The organism is Bradyrhizobium sp. SEMIA (assembly GCF_014844175.1).
Taxonomy (GTDB): domain Bacteria; phylum Pseudomonadota; class Alphaproteobacteria; order Rhizobiales; family Xanthobacteraceae; genus Bradyrhizobium; species Bradyrhizobium arachidis.
This window is the reverse complement of the sequence record NZ_CP046601.1, coordinates 7,299,559-7,316,204: the sequence shown is the minus strand read 5'-3', so window position 1 is coordinate 7,316,204 and position 16,646 is coordinate 7,299,559. Positions and strand designations below refer to the sequence as shown.

Here is a 16,646-nt window from a genome sequence, read left to right as displayed (position 1 = left end):
CGGCGCAGCGAAGCTGGACCGCGTAATATGGGGCTTTCAACACTCCTTCGGGTCGACCAGGCCGGCGCTACGGGCGACGATTTCGTATTGGCCGGCCCTTGCCACACCAACGTACATGTTCATCCTACAGTGGCGCTTGCCCGGCACCATCTCCGCCGGCCCGCCAGGCCCTTCCACAAGCTTTGCGTGGTCGAGCGCGGCGGCGACCGCCTCGCGGTCAATTGTACCGGCTTCCTTGACTGCCGCTTCCCACAGCTTCAATCCACGATAAGTGCCGGTCGCGGCGCTGCCTGCTGAGAACCGGAACTTGCCAGGAAACTGCTTTTCGTAGGCCGACTGAATTTTAGCGCTCACCGGATCTTCGACCGCCAGTGCCTTGTAATAGTCGAGGCTGCTGGCGAGGCCCTCGATCTCGTGAGCCTGATTCATTTCGAGCGTGTTCTCGTCATAGTAGACGCAGCCCAGCTGTCCCCCATTCCTGGAAAAACCTGCTTCATAAAGCTGTTTGAAAAAAGAGCCGACGCCGGGGGGGATCACACTGTTGAAGACCACGTCTACTTTGTTGGACGTGATGCGGCTTACGGTCGAGGAAAAATCAATTTGGTCGAGGGGGTAGTACTCCTCGAACACCACCTCCCCGCCGCTGCTCTCGATCACCTTGCGCGCATAGGCGTTGATTGTTTGCGGCCAGACGTAATTGGAGCCAGGGAGCGCGAAGCGTCTGCCCCCGCTCTTGATCAGCCAGGGGATGAACCGGTCGCAGTTCTGCGCCGGAACCGGGCCGGTACAGAACAGATAGGGCGTGCACTCCTTGCCTTCGTAGGCTTGCGGATAGATGTAGAGCGTCTTGCCACGAGAGATGATGATGTCCTTGATGGCGTTGCGCATCGAGCTCGCAATGCCACCGAGCACCAGGTCGACCTTGTCTCGCTGAATCAGCTTGCGGACATTGCCAACAGCGACAGACTCGTTAGACGCAGTGTCCTCGATCAGGAGCTCGATGGGCCGGCCCAGTAGACCACCAGTCTCGTTGATCTCGTCGACCACCATGCGAGCGACATTGGCGTCGGTATTCCCGGCAAAGCCGAGTGCCCCCGTAAGGATCCTGATCGGGCCTTCGGCGGCGTTGGCCCAGTCAGGACGGATCGCCCAGCTGCCCGGACCGGCCGCAATGGCCGCAGACGCAAAGGCGAAGTTGCCGAGAAAGCGGCGGCGGCTGAGTTGTCGGTGATCATTCAACATCGAACTGCCCTCCCCTTGGCTCTTAGCCTTAAATCCACGTGCCCTGCTCTTTCCCGGGCGCCGGCAGCCTGAAAGCTATCCGTCATTTTAAGTTTCAAGCAGCCTCTTCCGCTCGCGTTTGGGTAAGATCGCGTAACAAAGGGCACGTTCAGGACAGTCTGAAAAACTCCTTCGCGTTCTCGCCAAGGATTCTGATCGCCAGGCGCTCTGCGTCTCGCGACCGAAGGTAACCGTTCGCGACTTTTTCGTTCAGAACCTCGCCGATAAGCTGGCGCGCGCCTTGTATCGCGGCAAACGTCTCCTCAACGTGAAGACAATCTCCCCCAATCATCATTCGCGATTCATCTGGCAAAACTTCAATGGCTTCATGTAGCGCGAGCTTGAAATGTGACGGGCTCAACAGAAAAGACCAGCACAAATCAAGCCAGACATTTCGGTACACAAAGGCCAATCCCAACAGGTCCCGGCTCCAGGGATAGGCCAAATGCATCAGCAGAAAGCGGGTCCGAGGATGACGCTCAATCAACCCGGTCATACGTAGCGGGTGGGAGCCGCTTATGATGGCCGTTCCAAGGTGAGTTTGGACTGGCAGGTCGGCCTCGCCTGCGAGTTGGCAAAACAAGTCGACGACAAAGTCGCAGAACGCCTTGCGCGCTGCCGGTGATGGCGAAATTTGTCCCCAGGCCTGCCGAGCCAGTTCCTCGTTCGGTTCGTCAAAGCTTAGATCCCGGTCATAGGCGAGTGCGTTCTTGAGCGCGATGTGATTGCGCCGTGAGCAGCCGGCAACGAGCTCGCGGATTGCGTCGCAATAATCATCGAAGGTTTTCACCTCCAGGCCGAGGCGCCGCAGCAACGTATGCCCGCAATTTCCATTATGATCGCGAGATTCGGGGTGCCAGCCGAGGGCGAACGCGTTAATCCGCAGGACCGCATCGTAACTTTGCCCTAGGACCGGCCGCGGATCCATCAACGGATCGAGAAAAGGGTCCGTTACGATCCTTCGGATGGCGGCCCGCCCGATCACCTCACTTGGCCATGTCGCCTCCTTGTGGCGCAAGCGCACCGAAGCATCTACCGCCTCCCAGTTGTCGCGAGTGATTCCAGTGTCGGCGACACCGTAAAGCTCGGCGACTCCGCGGACGAGGTTACGGACGAATGCGTTCGATCCGCTCCTCTCGAGGAACGGCGCAAGCGCCTCCCAGGTGGTCGGCTCGGAAGGGATAGATACCATTTCGATCGTTGCCTTAGGCTCGGATGGCAGCACGTGGCTCGTCCAAGCCGCATAGCTCTGTTGGAACAGTTTCAACAGATTTACGTCCGCGCTATGTGCGATCTCGGCCATGTGATGTTCATGGACATCGACGACTTGGCACGCATTGACAAAATCGCTCATGGTTTCGGACATCGCCCCTCTCCATTCAGCCATCGCAAGAAATTCAAATGCGCCACCTTCGACCTGGAGATAGCCACCGGCGAACGCCTCTACGGCGCTAGATACGTCAACAGCCGCGGGTCGTTGCGCAGCTGCTGCGACGGCCCCGAAAGCGCGACACGGCCGCGATCGAGCACATAGGCCTGCTCCGCTACGCGCATTGCAAGGTCGAGGTGTTGCTCGACGATGATGATGGCGATCTCTCTAGCTAGCTCGACCAAGCGCTCGGTGATCTCCTCGATGACGCCGATCCAAACACCCTCGGTCGGCTCGTCCAGCAGGAGGAGTTTCGGGTTTCCGAGGATCGCGCGCCCGATTGCGAGCATCTTGCGCTCGCCACCGGAGAGCGTTCCGGCCGGCTGATCGAGGCGCTGGCCGAGTTTCGGAAACATCTTCATCACCCGCTCCACTGCCGATCCATCGGGGTCCAAAAGCGATCCGACGGCGAGATTGTCACGCACGGAGAGGCGCGCGAACACTGAATGCTCTTGCGGCACATATCCAATGCCGGCCCGCACTCGCACTTCCGTCCGCCGGCGTTCGATGTCTTGGCCGTTGAACTGCAGGCAGCCCTTCCATGCGGGTAGTTCGCCCACGATCGCTTTCATGAGCGTGCTCTTTCCGGCGCCGTTGCGGCCGAGGACGGCGACCCCGCCACGCGGCGGGATGGCCATATTGACGCCGTACAAGACCTGACTGCGTCCATAGCCGGCGTCGAGATGCTTGATATTGAGGATTTCAGGCACGGCGCAGATAAATCTCCTGGACGCTTCTGTTGGCCTGGATCTCGGCAACCGTTCCTGACGCCAGCACCTTGCCCTGATCAAGCACCGTCAAGCGGTCGCAGATGTCGCGGATAAAATCCAGGTCGTGCTCCACGATGACGAGCGAGCAATGCTGTTTGATCGGCTGCAGCAATTCCCCGGTGACGCGGCGCTCTTCCAGGCTCATGCCGCCGGTGGGCTCGTCCAACAGCAGCAGGCGGGGTCGGCATGCGAGCGCCATCGCGATCTCCAACCATTGCTGCTGCCCGTGAGATAAGGTCGCCGCAGCATCAAAGGCGCGATCGGCGAGCCGGAACTGGAGCAGCATCGTCATGACCTCCTCGTGCAGTCGTCCTCGAGTGCGCGAGAACGCCAGGTCCAGCAGTGAGGACCTGGCCTGCAGCGCGAGCAGGAGGTTGTCGTAAAGCGTGAGGGCAGGTAACACGGCGGTGATCTGGAATTTCAAGCTCATGCCAGCTCGCGCACGCTCCGGCGGCGTAAGCGAGGTGACGTCAGTGTTGATGAACGTCACCTTGCCTCGGGTTGGCACGAGCGCACCTGCAAGACACTTCATCAGCGTGCTCTTGCCCGAGCCGTTCGGTCCGATCAGGCCATGAAACTCTCTGTCGCCGACCGTGAGCGCCGCTCCGTCTAGCGCGGTGAGCTTGCCAAAGACCTTGGAAACGCCGGCGGCTTCAAGGAGCGGCATTGTGCTTCTCCTTCAGGCTCGGGTCGAAACTACCGACACGTTCTCGCTCGCCTAGCACGAGGCTGATCAAACCGAGGGGCCGGAACAGAATGACGAGCAACAGCAGAACGCCGAGAATGATCGGCCAGATATCGCGATAGTTGTCGGAGAGCCAGAAGCTGAGCCCCTCGACAATCGCGGTGCCGACGACCGCACCGATCAATGTCCCGGAGCCGCCGAACAAGACGTAGAGAACGACCTGGGTCGACATGACCACGCCCAGCATGTTTGGCCAGACGAACCCCTCGTGAAACGCATAAAGGCTACCGGAAGTACCTGCAATCGCGCCGCTGATTGCGAATATGATCGCCTTCAAATGTTGCACTTTGTACCCGAAGAAGGCGATCCGCTGTTCGTTCTCTCGCAATCCCGCGAGCGCCAGGCCGAACTGGGATCGCGACAAGAAGCGCGACAGAAGATAGATCAGAACTAGAATGGCGAGCACCAGGTAGTAGAAACCTGGTCCCTCGCTCAATTCGTGCGAGCCGATGGTCATCGGTTGGATCGAAGGGATGCCGTTCTGGCCGCCAAGATAATGTGACCCTCTCGCCAGGCGGTCAGCTGCGTAAGCTCCGGTCATCGTACCAAGGGAAACGAAGACCACACTGGAGGGATGACGGCCGAGCAGCAGGAAGCCTGCCAACAGCAATGCCGCCACAAAGCCTATCAGGGCTCCGGCCGGAAGAACGGCAAAAATCGATCCGACCCCGAAGTCGCGTGAAAGCAGCGCCACACCGTAGCCGGCCATGCCGAAGAACAACGACTGGCCCAAGCTCAATATCCCGGCATAGCCCCACACCAGGTCGAACGACAACGCGAAGAGGCACAGGATTAGCACTCGCGTCGCATAAACAGTAATGTAATCCCGCAGGACGAGCGGTGCGATCAAAGCGGCAATCAACAATGCTAGTTCGAGAATCGGAAGCACCTTCTTTCGCCCTGCGAACGCAGATGCCATGACGGGCGAACGAGCAGCTTGAATGACGCGTGGCGGCGGCTGTATGCGAGTGCCGGTCGATGACATCAGCACTCCTTCGGATCGACAAGGCCGGCGCTACGCGCGACAATCTCGTACTGGCCGCCCTTCGCCACTCCGATGTACATATTCATCCTGCAGTGGCGCTTGCCGGGTGCCATTTCGGCAGGCCCGCCCGGCCCTTCTGCAATCTTGGCGTGGTCGAGGGCGGCGGCTACCGAGTCGCGGTCAATTGTACCAGCCTCCTTCACCGCGGCCTCCCATAGCTTCAGTCCGCGATAGGTGCCGGTAGCGGCGCTGCCTGCCGAGAACCGGAACTTGGCGGGGAATTGTTTGTCGTAAGCCGATTGAATCCTGGCGCTCACTGGATCCGCCTCCGCGAGCACCTTGTAGTAGTCGAGGCTGCTCGCAAGCCCTTCAATCTCCTCGGCCTGGTTCATTTCCAGGAAGTTTTCGTCGTAATAGACGCAACCCAGCCGCCCGCCGTTTTTGGAGAAGCCGGCTTGGTAGAGCTGTTTGAAGAACGGGCTAACGCCGGGCGGGACAATTGCGTTGAAAACCACGTCTACTTTGTTGGATATGATGCGGCTAACCGTAGAGGAAAAGTCGATCTGGTCGAGCGGGTAGTATTCTTCAAAGACGACTTCGCCACCGCTGCTCTCGATCACCTTGCGCGCATAGGCATTAATTGTTTGCGGCCAAACATAATTGGAGCCAGGCAGGGCAAAGCGTTTGCCACCATTTTTGATCAACCAGGGAATGAACTGGTCGCAATTCTGAGCCGGTACAGGCCCGGTGCAGAACAGAGAGGGCGTGCACTCTTTGCCTTCGTAACCTTCCGGATAGATATAGAGCGTCTTGCCGCGAGAGATAATGACGTCCTTGATCGCATTGCGCATCGAACTCGAGATACCCCCGATCACCAAGTCGACCTTATCTCGCTGAATCAGCTTGCGCACATTTCCCACGGCGACGGATTCGTCGGAGGCAGTATCCTCAATCAGGAGCTCGATCGGGCGTCCCAATAGGCCGCCGGAGTCGTTGATCTCCTTGACTAGCATGCGAGCGACATTGGCGTCGGTGTTGCCGGCAAAGCCGAGTGACCCCGTAAGATCGGTAGCAATGCCGAGCCTGATCGGGCCTTCCGCAGCATTTGCCCAGTCCGGGCGGATCACCCAGCTGCCTGGGCCCGCCGCGATGGCAGCCGAAGCGAAAGCAAAATTGCCGAGAAAGTGGCGGCGGCTCAGTTCACGGCTGTCGTTGATCATCGGTTGACCCCTCTCCCCGAAATTAGGCCTTGCGGCCGGAGCTTGATAAAAATGATGGCGAGCACGAACACCAGAACGTCGGCGAGCACCGGTGACATCAGCCAAGGCAGCCAGGCACTGAGCGTGCCGATGACGCTGGCGCCTGCGACCGGGCCCGCGAAGGACCCGACGCCGCCGACCATCACGGCAACAAAACCCTGAATAAGAAAGCGAATGCCGAGATCGGCGAACAGTGAAAAGACCGGCACGATCAGCGCGCCGGCGAGGCCCGCGAGCGCCGCGCCAAAGGCAAAGGTGAGGCTGTAGATCATGCCCGTGGAGATGCCCGAGGCCCGCGCCAGCGACGGGTTCTCCAGCGAGGCGCGGACCCGCAGGCCGAACGAGGTGTAGGCGAGCAATGCATGGCTCGCGGCCATCACCAGCAAAGTGATGATGACGATGACGCCGCGCCAGGTGGCGAAATGCAAACTACCGATCGTGATAGAGCCACTGATTGGCTCCGGCACCGAGAGATAGAGTCCGCCGGTCAGGCCGCGCACGGCTTCGCGAATGATCAGCCCAAGCGCATAGGTGCCAAGCATGGCGACGATTGGAGCGGCGTAAAACCGTCGAACTACGAGCTTTTCCAGGACGAAACCAAGGGCGCCGACCACGACCGGCGCGGCAAGCATGCCGAGCGGGACCGGCAAACCGACGCTGTGCATGAGATAAGTGACGTAGGCGCCGAGCAGGACGAACTCGCCCTGGGCGAAGTTGACGATACCCATCATGCTGGCAATGATTCCGAGACCGAGCACGATCAGCACAACGATCGCGCCGAAGCTCAAGATTTCGAAGATGGCGATAGGTAGCGTATTCATGCTGCTGCGTCACATTCCCGGCGATTGCGAGTACATCCTCTTCACGCCGACCGCTTGACGGCGTGGGCTACTCGTTGGAATACGAAGGGCTGCTGCCACGAGAGCGCTCCTAGAAGGTCATCCCGGCAATGGGAGTTGCAGGCGAACGTGAGCTTCTTGGGCGGCTCGCCTGTCGATACTTCATTCACGACACGCAGCGCGAGATTTCCCATAGAAAGGTAGGCGAGATCTGAGTAATGTTGAGTAATGTTCGCTGGGCAACCGACATTGCGCCCGCGGCCGAACACCTGCCTGGCCAATCAGCGGAAATGTAGATTCAATTCCCCCGCACACGTGTTTTACAAGGTTTGAAGCAACTCGTCGGAAGCCGGAGGCGTGTCATTATACTCTTCGAGCCGCCTGATGACGGCGCATGACAACCCGCTTCGGCCGGCGAACTCCTTCACCGACCAGTTCAGCATCACCGGGAGCTCGCAACTGCCTCCCGGTGAGCTTTGATGCGGGCCGACGGTTGCGACGATCTTGGCGTTGCGTGAGCGGCGCATCGTGCCCCTCCAAATCATGAGATCATAGCTGCATGAAGACCCGGCAGGGCTCATAAGATGTTTATAGCGGTGCTGGTTGGCCATGCGCGCACTTGCTTTGCCGCTGGTCCGTCGTCGCGGGGCAAACAGGAGAGAACACTTCGCTTACACTCCGGATGCCGCCGCGGGCTGCCCCTGGTGCGCCGACCGCACGATGCTGTCGATCGCGCGATAGGCGAACACAATCGCCGGCCCGATCGTAATGCCTGCCCCAGGATAGATTCCACGCATTGGTGAGGTCATGTCATTGCCGCAGGCATAAAGACCTGCGATCGGCGTCCCATTTCCATTCAGGACCTGTCCTTCTGCATCTGTTGAGAGGCCGGTGGCCGTTCCAAGAGTTGCCGGGACAATTGGGAGTGCGATGAATGGGCCGCTTTTGATAACCCCAAGGTTCGCGTTTTTCTTCCCGACCGCCGGATCTCCCAGCGTACGGTTGAAAGCCGATTCACCGCGGTTGAAGAGCGGGTCGCGTCCTTCAGCTGCGTGGGCATTGTGTTCTTCAACGGTCTTTTGGAGCTCGTTGGGGTCGAGGCCCAATTCCACCGCAAGCTCCGCAATAGTCCGGCCAATCTCGATGTAGCCCAACCGGGCATACTTCTTGATACTCAATGTCCATGGCCAGGGGAGCAGGTGACCCATGCCCCTGAGGCGGACGAATTCCTTGTCGCAGATGAAATAGAACCGCTTGTCCGCCGGATAACCGTTGTTGAACATGGCAAGGCAGATATCATGATACGAATTGGATTCATTGACGAATCGCTTGGCGTTTGGCCCCACCGCGATGACGCCTGGACGGCCACGATCGAGCCAGCCGTAGGGGACCACTTGCGAGGAGCGGCCGCTCCTGAGGATCGAGACGGGCGTCCAGAAGCCGCTCGATGCCACGTCATTATCAATTGCCGCTCCGAGCTTGCCTGCGAGCTCAATACCATCGCCAGTGACATCGCTGTGGGCGAGCGTATCATTGTGCTGGTGGGCTCCGCTGAGCCGGGCTCGCAATTTTCCGTTCCGCGCAAAGCCACCAGTTGCCAGGATCACTCCGTGCGCGGCGCGCACGCGGAGATCGGCGCCATCCTGCTTGAGGAGCGCTCCAGCAACTCTTCCTCCCTCCTTCGTCAGATCTACCGCCGGGCAGCGTGGCCAGATGTCAACGCCATATCTGCGAAGGCTTACCAATAGCCGCGCGATCAGGGCATTGCCGCCACTGAGTTCAGTGCCCCTCCTGTAGCGCAGCCGGTCGCCTACGTAGCGGCTGACCCGGCGCAGGACGTGCTTGAGCGAGGCAGCCGACTGGAAGGGATTGAGGAAGCTTCGTACCTCGCCGGACGAAATCATCATGCCGCCGAGCACGACGCGAATCGGATTACCTATCAGGTCGAAATCCTTGCCGAGAAGCCGTCCGTCGTAAGGTGCCGGGCTCAGCGCCCGCCCCTTGTCGACCCCGCCGATTTGGCTGGAATGATAATCCGGAGCGGAGGCCAGTGTGAACTTCACTTCGCTCCCATTCTCCAAGCTGGCGAGCGCCGTTGGGCCGTCTTCAAGATAAGCGTCCACGAACTCGGGGCGATAGTAATTGCCAAGTTCGTGTTGCAGATAGGTCTTCGCTTTCACAATCGAATCATCGATTTTCGCCGCGCGGGCCTGCATTGAACATGGAACCCAGATCATGCCGTTCGACAGGGCAGTCGTGCCACCAAGCCGGTCAGACTTCTCACACACCGTCACGCGAAGTCCGGCCTTTGCCGCATAGAGCGCTGCGGACAGTCCAGCCGCGCCGCTGCCGATCACGAGGACGTCCGTCTCCCAATCGTGCGTTGGCTTGCTCGCTGTCGAGGAGGAAGCGGCAATGGGCTTCAATTCGGTGATCGGGCTATTCATTCGTGCCTCGGTGCGGAGTCTGCAGTGAATGCTGACGCTCTCGCGGGAGCGGAACGGCTTTGAATTCTTCGGCTGCAGCCTTCACCGCCCGCTCGATCGGGATCCGTTCGATGGAGGAGGCGCCAACGAAGCCGACACATCCGGTCGATCGGTAGACTTCCGAGGTATCCCGGGGCTCAGCGATCGCCCCGCCATGGCAGAGAAGGGTGACGTCCGGGCGGACAGCCTGAGCTGCAACATTGATGTCGTTGATGCGCCTGATGGCCTCTTCAATCGACTGTCCCTCCTCATGCCCCACAAGCCCGCCGCTCGTTGCGCCGACATGTGGGACGATGCAGTCGGCTCCCGCGATTGCCATGGCTTTGGCGTCGTGCGGGCTTGCGACGTAGGCGAGCGAGAAGATGTTCTTCTTGCGTGCCGCCGCGATCATCTCAACTTCACGCTCAAAGCCGAGCCCGACGCGGCCTCGACGCTCACGCCATTTTTCACCCATTGTTGAAATGGTCGGGTAGTTGATCACGCCGGAGAAGCCGGCAGCCCAGAACTTGTCCAAGAGATCATCGAGGTCGAGCCGGACGGGATCCCAGGCCTCGACACCGCCTATAACAGGAACGGAGGAGACGACGTTGCGGATCTCCGCCGCCAGCTCGAGCGTGCGCGCATTGGAATCGCCGATCCGGCTCGTCGGCAGCCCCATCAACCGCGATAGCCCAGTACTGTAGACCACGAGCATGTCGGCCCCGCCGAGAGCTGCGCATTTTGCCACAAGCCCGCAACTGCTCGCCGCGGCAAGCACTGCCTTTCCCGCCTCAACTTGAGCTGTGATCTTTGAGAGTATTTCGGCCCGATCAAACATCCGCACCGGATGACCCTCCTGGTGTCAATCGTTCGACGATCCACGATGCGGCCAGGTCTGCAAATTCCGGATCGTTGATGTGACAATCCAGCTCGCGGGCGATGATCGAGGGCGGTAGGTTTTGCCTGACAGCGTCGAACCAGGCTCTATCGGCTTCAGGATTTCGAAAGATTCCACCGTCCCGGTCATAGTCAGACACCCCCTTGGCCGGCCACAACACCAGGGCGGGAGCCTTTGCTTGCGAAAGGCGCTCTGCTGTGAGGCTGCCTATGCGCTCGTTCTCCGAGGCGGTCGTGCGCATGAGCGTCGTGAAGGGGGTATGCGAATAGAATTGGCGCCCCTTGAACTCGGCAGGCACGCTCGAGGGAGGGCCAAAGTTCACCATGTCGACAGCTCCCGGCGCGATAAGCTGAGGAATCATGCGGTGAGAAGCTGCTTTGAGCCGATCGGGACCTGCACTGGCGGTGCCGCCGACGAGCTCGTCAGCGAGCTCGGTTGTGGTCAAATCGATCACCGCATCGAACTCACCGGCGGACACGAGCTGCTCCATCTTGCGGCCCCCAGCGCCATTGGCCGGAAAGACAATCGCGTCGACGCCTGCCTCTGCCAGCCGCGCTACACAGCGATTTGCCGCCGGCGTCGTGACCCCAAAGGCCGTGATCGCAACAGTCTTTCTCTTCCGCCGCTGTGGAGCGGGCACATAGCGCATCGCCGCAATGGCCCGTCCTGCGTTGTCCAGAACGCGTTCGGTGAACGCGTTGATTCCGAACAGATCGACCAGGGTCGGATAGAGGATGATATCATTGTGGAGGGCGAGTTCGGCCAGGAGGGCTGGCCTCGCACTGCTCACCAGCAGCTTTGGGAATCCATACGGCAAATCCGATACAACGTCACCGAAGACTGCGCTGCCTTTGCCGCCCGCCACTCCGACAACAGCGTCGATCGCACCTGATCGCAGGAGCTCCTTGACTTCTTCACGCGCGCTTGCAGCTATCTCCCGTAAGAGCTCAGCGGGTGCAGCCACCCGTGCATCGCTGCTATCCGCCTCCCTTGTGCACCTTCTGTTTGATGTACCTACATCAATCGTAAGAGTCTTGCGGCCCCACTGTTCAATGACGTGCGCGAGATAAGCGCTTTCGCTGCCCTTTGTGTCCAAGGTTGCGATAATCGCGACCTTGCCGCCAAGATCGGACGGGCGACCATCCCGGACCGACCCCTGGTCGTCCGCGCTATGGTGAGACACGATCTTCCTCCTAGACGTTTCAGGACATTTGGAGGTCTAGATCGAAGTAAAATGGCTCATAAGCCCGGATACGAGCGCGACTGGGTAAAGTTGGGTATATTGAGTTCTGGGCATCGTTCGCGCATATGCACCCGCCATCGTTCAAGACCTTTTCGACGTTGCTCCTATCGCAAATCCGAAAAAATGAATGCGTGCTGGGGGTTCAAAAGTTCCTTGGACATTCAGCGAGCATTGCCGCCTGGAGACGAAAGACCGCCTTCCCCCGTATCGAAGTGAACGCCATCATACTGAGAGATCATCGATTCCATCAGCTCGGCATTCTGTTCGGGTGTGACGCCATCGCCTTCGCGCCGATAGCTGTGGGGCGCGTGATCGCAAGATTGGTTGCCGCATTGGCGGTCGAAGGTCTCATGGGCTTTCTGCGTCGCCTCGACTGACGCGCCGTAAAGCGATGCCAGATCGTTTTGCTGCTTCCGCAGCGCGACCATATCGGACTCGCTCGGTCCGGCCTTGATGGACGTGTCTTCCCGCAGATAGTGTAGCGGGCTTGATCGCATCAACGCAGCCGTGCACGATCTTCGCCGGGTCGCGGGAGCGTGTCGTGCGCTCGCTCGACCTGCTCTACTGCCGCGCGGCATACCCGATGCGACCGAGAGCCGGACGCCGGCTACGCACGGCCCTCACCTAAAAGGCATCTCAATTTGCGTAACTTCGGCCGCGCTCCATAAACCGTTGAATTATTGCGAGAATCTTGGAATGAGAGCCTCGAAGCTCACTGTGTGGAACGAAAAAATGCCAAAGGGCGTCTTCTCTTTGCAACCTTCCAGCGATAACGTTTAACCCGCTACCTGGTCATTGCTCAGAGAGATTTGGGAGACTGCTTTGAAGCGAATTACATTTTTGGTTTCAGCACTAACAATCGCTCTGTCGTCTTCTGCGTATGCGGAGTGTCTAAAAGAGGCGGGAGATTTTGCAGAACGAATCTGCGGGCAAGTCAAACAGGCAGGCAAATCAAGTCTGATTACTGGCAAGGGAGAATTGACCGCAGAAGCAAAAGGAATCGTCGCAAAGGCTCTTGGTCAACTCGGGGGAACGGTTGGAGTAGACGTTCAGACGAAGGAATTCGAAAACGTCTTGCAGGAGCAACTAGGACCCGAATTGATTGATGTTCGTAAGTGCGGTACCCAGATGGCGACCCTCGCGATAAACCAGATTTGTACAAAAGCACCGCGCTGGAAGGTCTGTCCTAATCAGGCATTCGGGCTCGATCACTGGGAAAGCACGGAAAGGCTGCAAGGCACAAGCGGCTGGCGCGGAGGCGGCTACAATCAGGGGGCCTATTGCTCCGAGTTCATCAACAGCGTGGTCAGCGCACGCCAACTGGGGGACAAGCCGCACGATGTTAGCAACGTCGCGATGGGTGAGGAGAATAGACGTTCGGGTACCTTCGGGGAACGCGCCGAATACAACTATCATTGCGCGATAACTTTGAGTTGGGGGCCAGTGTACAAGCAGAAGGCAGACCCAATCTGCGGGCCCGAATAGCTTGCAGGCGAAGTTCCCGCTCATCATCAGCCATGGCAGTCCACCTTTGGCACCCCGGCCCTATAGGGCCGAGGGAAGTGCCATAAGTCGGGATGGACCAACTCTATGGCAGGCGCCATGGGGTGCCATAGACTGCCATGGCATCGCCCATCCTGTTTGTGTCTGCGGGACTTTTAGACGCGGCGCCTCATGGCACGTCCATGGTACTCAGCGCCGAAATACCCATGGCAGAAGCCATGGCAGTCCCCTAAGTGCCATGGCAACTACCATGCTCACTTTAGACGGCCAAGAAGTACTTCCAGGCTTTCGTGGTGAGGCGCCCAGCCTTGACGGCTGCTTGCGCGACACGCCAGACGTTTCAGGTCGAGCGCCGCGAGAGGCTTCCCTTCGAGGTCGCATAGGTTTCTGCGCCCCGCGTTGATGGCTCTACGCAGCGTCGGTAGGTCCAGTGCGATCTCATCGAGCGGCTCGCCCTCCGCGGCCCGAGGCTCGCTCCCGGTCAAAAAGATGCCGCTGCCGGAGTTTTCCAGCAGCGGCGCCAGTCAGGGAGGAAGCAGACGAGCCGGTCTGCTAGCGGATTCATAGGGCGCAGATAGCTCGCCCGACATTTTTTTACCCGAGAGCTTCACGGGCCCTCTCACCGCGATCGGAGCTCGCTCAGTACACTGCAGCAAATCGCATCCGGCACTCAGGACGGGCGGCGAGAGCCCAGTTAAGCAGCCAGCAGGAAACGGCGCCGACGACCGTCCCTTTCCAGCCGAACCTGGCTCCTGCGAAGAAAGACAGGACGTTGCTCCGAAAGCGATTGACGTCGTGGTCTAGACCTGAATGAAGCGGCGTGTAAGATCGGCGGAAGCATCAATTGGGTAGGGTTGGGTAGAAACCGTGAGAGTGGGTCGCCTTGCCGCAAGTCTCTCCTCGTCTCGCGGTGATCAGATGACGATCTATGCGCCGTCACTGCGGGCCCTTCCACAGAACGCCATGCTGGTCATGGCCACGCTTCCCGTCATCGACTGGAACGACTGTCTCCTGCGGGACTTGCAAGCGGGGCCCAAAGTGCCTCCTTCCTGCTATGCGGCGATCGTCATGATCGACCCGTTTGCATGCTGGGAAGATTTCGGTGATTCGTTGGAAGATGCAAGGATGACCGGCGTGACGAACTTTCCGCCTGCCTCCATGATTGAACGGACACCGGCAGGAGTGCCGCTCGATCGCGGTCAGGAGCTCGAGCTTCGCCGTATGGAGTGGTTTGCAAGCCGAGGGTTCAAAGTCCTGTTTGTCGCCGCGGACGAGGCAAAGATGACAGCAGCAGAGCAACGGCTAGGTTCGCAGCTGGATGGGTCCGTCTATCTGCGACCCGAGGCGCTTGCGCTGCCGATTGGATCGGAGATCGGGCTCGTAAGCCTTGGCTCTCATGGATCGTCGTCGATACCGAAGTTCTCCCTGGAGCATGCCGCCACGGCCAAGCAGCCGCTTCGACGGGCATGAGGCCTTATTCGAGGATCCGCAGTTTCTTGATTTTGTTGTAGAGGGTTTTGCGCGAAAGCCCGAGAGAGCGAGCAGTCTTGCCGCGGTGAAGCCGGTTTCGCTTCAGGCCCTCGATAATCCAGTCTCTCTCGGACAGCGAGGCGGCGGGCCGTGCGCCTGAAGTCGGCTCCAACAGCGGCTTTAGCATCTCACCGGTGATGTGAGTTGATGGCAGGGTCACGAGCTGGTTCACGACCTGCCGCAGCTCGCGCAAATTGCCTGGCCAGTCGTGCCCGGCTAGCGCAAGGAAAGCAGAGTTTTCGATTGTGAGCGTCTGGGCGCTGGAATCTCCTTTGGCTTCGACGGTGAAGTGTTGAACGAGTTGCGGCAAATCTTCAAGCCTGTCGGGTAGCGAAGGTAACTGGAGATCCAGCCCGGTAAAAAGGTCGAGAAGCCGCGCGCACAGAACCGTTTCAAGTCCAGCGCCTCGGGCCACTGTCGCGGTCGCAATGATCCGAGCGTGGGAACGCATGACAGTTACCCCGTTCAGAGGGGTAAACCCGCCTGTCTCCAGGTAATCGGCGAGGCGTTCCTGGCCTTCGCGCGAAAGCTGGTCAACATGCAGCAGCAAGACGGCGCCGTCGCTCGAGGCCTCCAGCAGCGACAATTGGCGTCTGCCACTCTCAAGGCGCTCGGCGCCGAAAAACGGGCCGAGTGTATCCATCGCCGGACCGGGTCGGCAATGAAACAGCGTCGCCTTGGCGTGCCTGCGGTCGCTGAACGCGTGAACCAGGCTTGCTATTCTACGCTTGCCCGAGCCGGCCTCTCCCCAGATGAGAACGGGGCTGGGGGTTGCCGCAACCCGTTTGGTCATCTCGAGGACGCGCTTCATTGCCGAGGACTGCGCGATAACGCCGTGCCTGAAGCCACTCAACTGCAGCTTCCTTTCGAGCAGATCCACCTTCTCGCGCAACAGGTGGATGGTCTTGAAGCCCGACGTCACCTCGAGGACCGACATCTCCAGAGGCACGCGATCCAGCGAAGAGCCTCCGATGAACCCTTGGATTCCGGTTTCGCGGCAGATGTCCAGGAGCTCGTCCGGCTTTGTGATCGGGCCGCCCCCAAGCAAGCAGATGGTGCTCTTGTTGACGGATTGAGCAACGCGCGCAACGGCATTCGTACGCGCTGCAAGTTCAGACAGGCTGATCGACGGATCCGACCCGGTTTCAACCGCGCGGTTTAGATTGAAGTTGATGCAAATGGCCTCGGCGCCGGCTTCGACCATCCGACGCGCTTCAGATTGAGTGCGAGTATAGGCAATCGTCATCAGGCCGCGTTTTGCAGCCTTCACAAGGAGCTCGATCTCCCGGGAATAGCCAAGGCCGGACTTCTCGAGCAACGACCTGCGGTCATCATCGATGTGTATGACCGAAGGGAAGTTGGTCACGCCAGCAAATCCCCATTTGATGATCCGGTCGAGCCATCGATCCAGATCAAGCTCGGGGTCGAATGTACAGGTGCCGAAGAAGACCGGCAGTTTCGTATTTGGCAGGATCTCGGTCCGTCCGAACCCCGCTACGAACTCGTTACTATTGCGGATTGGAAGAATCGAGGCGGGCGAGGCCCCGCCCATGGCGCGAAAACGGCCAGCATTGAGTGCGAGCACGAAATCGGCGCCCGCCCGCTCCGCGGCCCTGGCCGTCATGCCCGATCCGATCCCCGCACCAAGGACAAACGAACGGGAATTCCGGAAGAACTGCCTGATGCCGGCTCCCTTCAC

Annotated in this window: 15 protein-coding genes; 2 read left to right on the top strand and 13 right to left on the bottom strand. The window is 59.6% G+C overall.

Features of this window, described 5'->3' with window-relative positions; translation table 11 throughout:
* Positions 1-36: 36 nt before the first annotated feature.
* The 12 genes from FOM02_RS35430 to FOM02_RS35375 all read right to left on the bottom strand — a co-directional run bounded on the left by FOM02_RS35430 (position 37) and on the right by FOM02_RS35375 (position 12,342).
* Entirely contained in the window at positions 37-1,242 is a 1,206-nt protein-coding gene (locus FOM02_RS35430; protein WP_265440714.1) for a substrate-binding protein, read from the bottom strand.
* A 148-nt stretch (positions 1,243-1,390) separates the two neighbouring features.
* Entirely contained in the window at positions 1,391-2,647 is a 1,257-nt protein-coding gene (locus tag FOM02_RS35425; RefSeq protein WP_265440713.1) for an amidohydrolase family protein, read from the bottom strand.
* 77 nt (positions 2,648-2,724) lie between these two features.
* Positions 2,725-3,420 carry an ABC transporter ATP-binding protein gene (locus tag FOM02_RS35420; RefSeq protein ID WP_265440712.1) on the bottom strand — a complete coding sequence of 232 codons (696 nt, stop codon included), beginning with the start codon at positions 3,418-3,420 and terminating at the stop codon, positions 2,725-2,727.
* Positions 3,413-4,147 (bottom strand): ABC transporter ATP-binding protein, encoded by a 735-nt coding sequence (locus tag FOM02_RS35415; RefSeq protein WP_265440711.1) that lies wholly within the window; start codon positions 4,145-4,147, stop codon positions 3,413-3,415. Before FOM02_RS35415 ends, FOM02_RS35420 begins: the two co-directional genes overlap by 8 nt.
* Entirely contained in the window at positions 4,134-5,144 is a 1,011-nt protein-coding gene (locus tag FOM02_RS35410; RefSeq protein ID WP_265442237.1) for a branched-chain amino acid ABC transporter permease, read from the bottom strand. Before FOM02_RS35410 ends, FOM02_RS35415 begins: the two co-directional genes overlap by 14 nt.
* A 65-nt stretch (positions 5,145-5,209) precedes the next feature.
* On the bottom strand, positions 5,210-6,430 hold the full coding sequence (locus FOM02_RS35405; RefSeq protein ID WP_265440710.1) for a substrate-binding protein: 1,221 nt from the start codon (positions 6,428-6,430) through the stop codon (positions 5,210-5,212).
* Complete coding sequence (locus FOM02_RS35400) at positions 6,427-7,290, bottom strand: branched-chain amino acid ABC transporter permease (RefSeq protein WP_265440709.1); 864 nt, start codon at positions 7,288-7,290, stop codon at positions 6,427-6,429. The genes FOM02_RS35405 and FOM02_RS35400 overlap by 4 nt, the downstream gene beginning before the upstream one ends.
* 338 nt (positions 7,291-7,628) lie before the next feature.
* The gene (locus tag FOM02_RS35395; protein ID WP_265440708.1) at positions 7,629-7,919 is read right to left on the bottom strand and encodes a hypothetical protein; all 291 of its coding nucleotides are present in this window, start codon (positions 7,917-7,919) and stop codon (positions 7,629-7,631) included.
* A 60-nt stretch (positions 7,920-7,979) separates the two neighbouring features.
* Positions 7,980-9,755, bottom strand: coding sequence for an FAD-dependent oxidoreductase (locus tag FOM02_RS35390; protein ID WP_265440707.1), 1,776 nt, complete (start codon positions 9,753-9,755; stop codon positions 7,980-7,982).
* Positions 9,748-10,611, bottom strand: coding sequence for a phosphoenolpyruvate hydrolase family protein (locus FOM02_RS35385; protein WP_265442236.1), 864 nt, complete (start codon positions 10,609-10,611; stop codon positions 9,748-9,750). Before FOM02_RS35385 ends, FOM02_RS35390 begins: the two co-directional genes overlap by 8 nt.
* Positions 10,604-11,854: a Tm-1-like ATP-binding domain-containing protein gene (locus tag FOM02_RS35380; protein WP_265440706.1), complete on the bottom strand. Its 1,251-nt coding sequence runs from the start codon at positions 11,852-11,854 to the stop codon at positions 10,604-10,606. Before FOM02_RS35380 ends, FOM02_RS35385 begins: the two co-directional genes overlap by 8 nt.
* A gap of 221 nt (positions 11,855-12,075) precedes the next feature.
* Positions 12,076-12,342, bottom strand: a complete 267-nt coding sequence (locus FOM02_RS35375; RefSeq protein WP_265440705.1) for a hypothetical protein — start codon at positions 12,340-12,342, stop codon at positions 12,076-12,078.
* 394 nt (positions 12,343-12,736) lie between these two features.
* Here FOM02_RS35375 and FOM02_RS35370 point away from each other — a divergent pair, with 394 nt between their 5' ends.
* Together FOM02_RS35370 and FOM02_RS35365 are read left to right on the top strand one after the other, a co-directional pair.
* Positions 12,737-13,399, top strand: a complete 663-nt coding sequence (locus FOM02_RS35370) for a hypothetical protein (RefSeq protein WP_265440704.1) — start codon at positions 12,737-12,739, stop codon at positions 13,397-13,399.
* A 936-nt stretch (positions 13,400-14,335) separates the two neighbouring features.
* Positions 14,336-14,887, top strand: coding sequence for a hypothetical protein (locus FOM02_RS35365; RefSeq protein ID WP_265440703.1), 552 nt, complete (start codon positions 14,336-14,338; stop codon positions 14,885-14,887).
* Positions 14,888-14,891: 4 nt separating this feature from the next.
* Here FOM02_RS35365 and FOM02_RS35360 read toward each other — a convergent pair whose 3' ends face one another.
* Complete coding sequence (locus FOM02_RS35360; protein ID WP_265440702.1) at positions 14,892-16,646, bottom strand: phosphoenolpyruvate hydrolase family protein; 1,755 nt, start codon at positions 16,644-16,646, stop codon at positions 14,892-14,894.

Bases quoted from the DNA above. Each gene is read 5' to 3' on its own strand.
- FOM02_RS35430 (WP_265440714.1), bottom strand. From the start codon at position 1,242: ATGTTGAATGATCACCGACAACTCAGCCGCCGCCGCTTTCTCGGCAAC.
- FOM02_RS35425 (WP_265440713.1), bottom strand. From the start codon at position 2,647: ATGTCCGAAACCATGAGCGATTTTGTCAATGCGTGCCAAGTCGTCGAT.
- FOM02_RS35415 (WP_265440711.1), bottom strand. From the start codon at position 4,147: ATGCCGCTCCTTGAAGCCGCCGGCGTTTCCAAGGTCTTTGGCAAGCTC.
- FOM02_RS35410 (WP_265442237.1), bottom strand. From the start codon at position 5,144: ATGGCATCTGCGTTCGCAGGGCGAAAGAAGGTGCTTCCGATTCTCGAA.
- FOM02_RS35405 (WP_265440710.1), bottom strand. From the start codon at position 6,430: ATGATCAACGACAGCCGTGAACTGAGCCGCCGCCACTTTCTCGGCAAT.
- FOM02_RS35400 (WP_265440709.1), bottom strand. From the start codon at position 7,290: ATGAATACGCTACCTATCGCCATCTTCGAAATCTTGAGCTTCGGCGCG.
- FOM02_RS35395 (WP_265440708.1), bottom strand. From the start codon at position 7,919: ATGGCCAACCAGCACCGCTATAAACATCTTATGAGCCCTGCCGGGTCT.
- FOM02_RS35390 (WP_265440707.1), bottom strand. From the start codon at position 9,755: ATGAATAGCCCGATCACCGAATTGAAGCCCATTGCCGCTTCCTCCTCG.
- FOM02_RS35385 (WP_265442236.1), bottom strand. From the start codon at position 10,611: ATGTTTGATCGGGCCGAAATACTCTCAAAGATCACAGCTCAAGTTGAG.
- FOM02_RS35375 (WP_265440705.1), bottom strand. From the start codon at position 12,342: ATGGTCGCGCTGCGGAAGCAGCAAAACGATCTGGCATCGCTTTACGGC.
- FOM02_RS35365 (WP_265440703.1), top strand. From the start codon at position 14,336: ATGACGATCTATGCGCCGTCACTGCGGGCCCTTCCACAGAACGCCATG.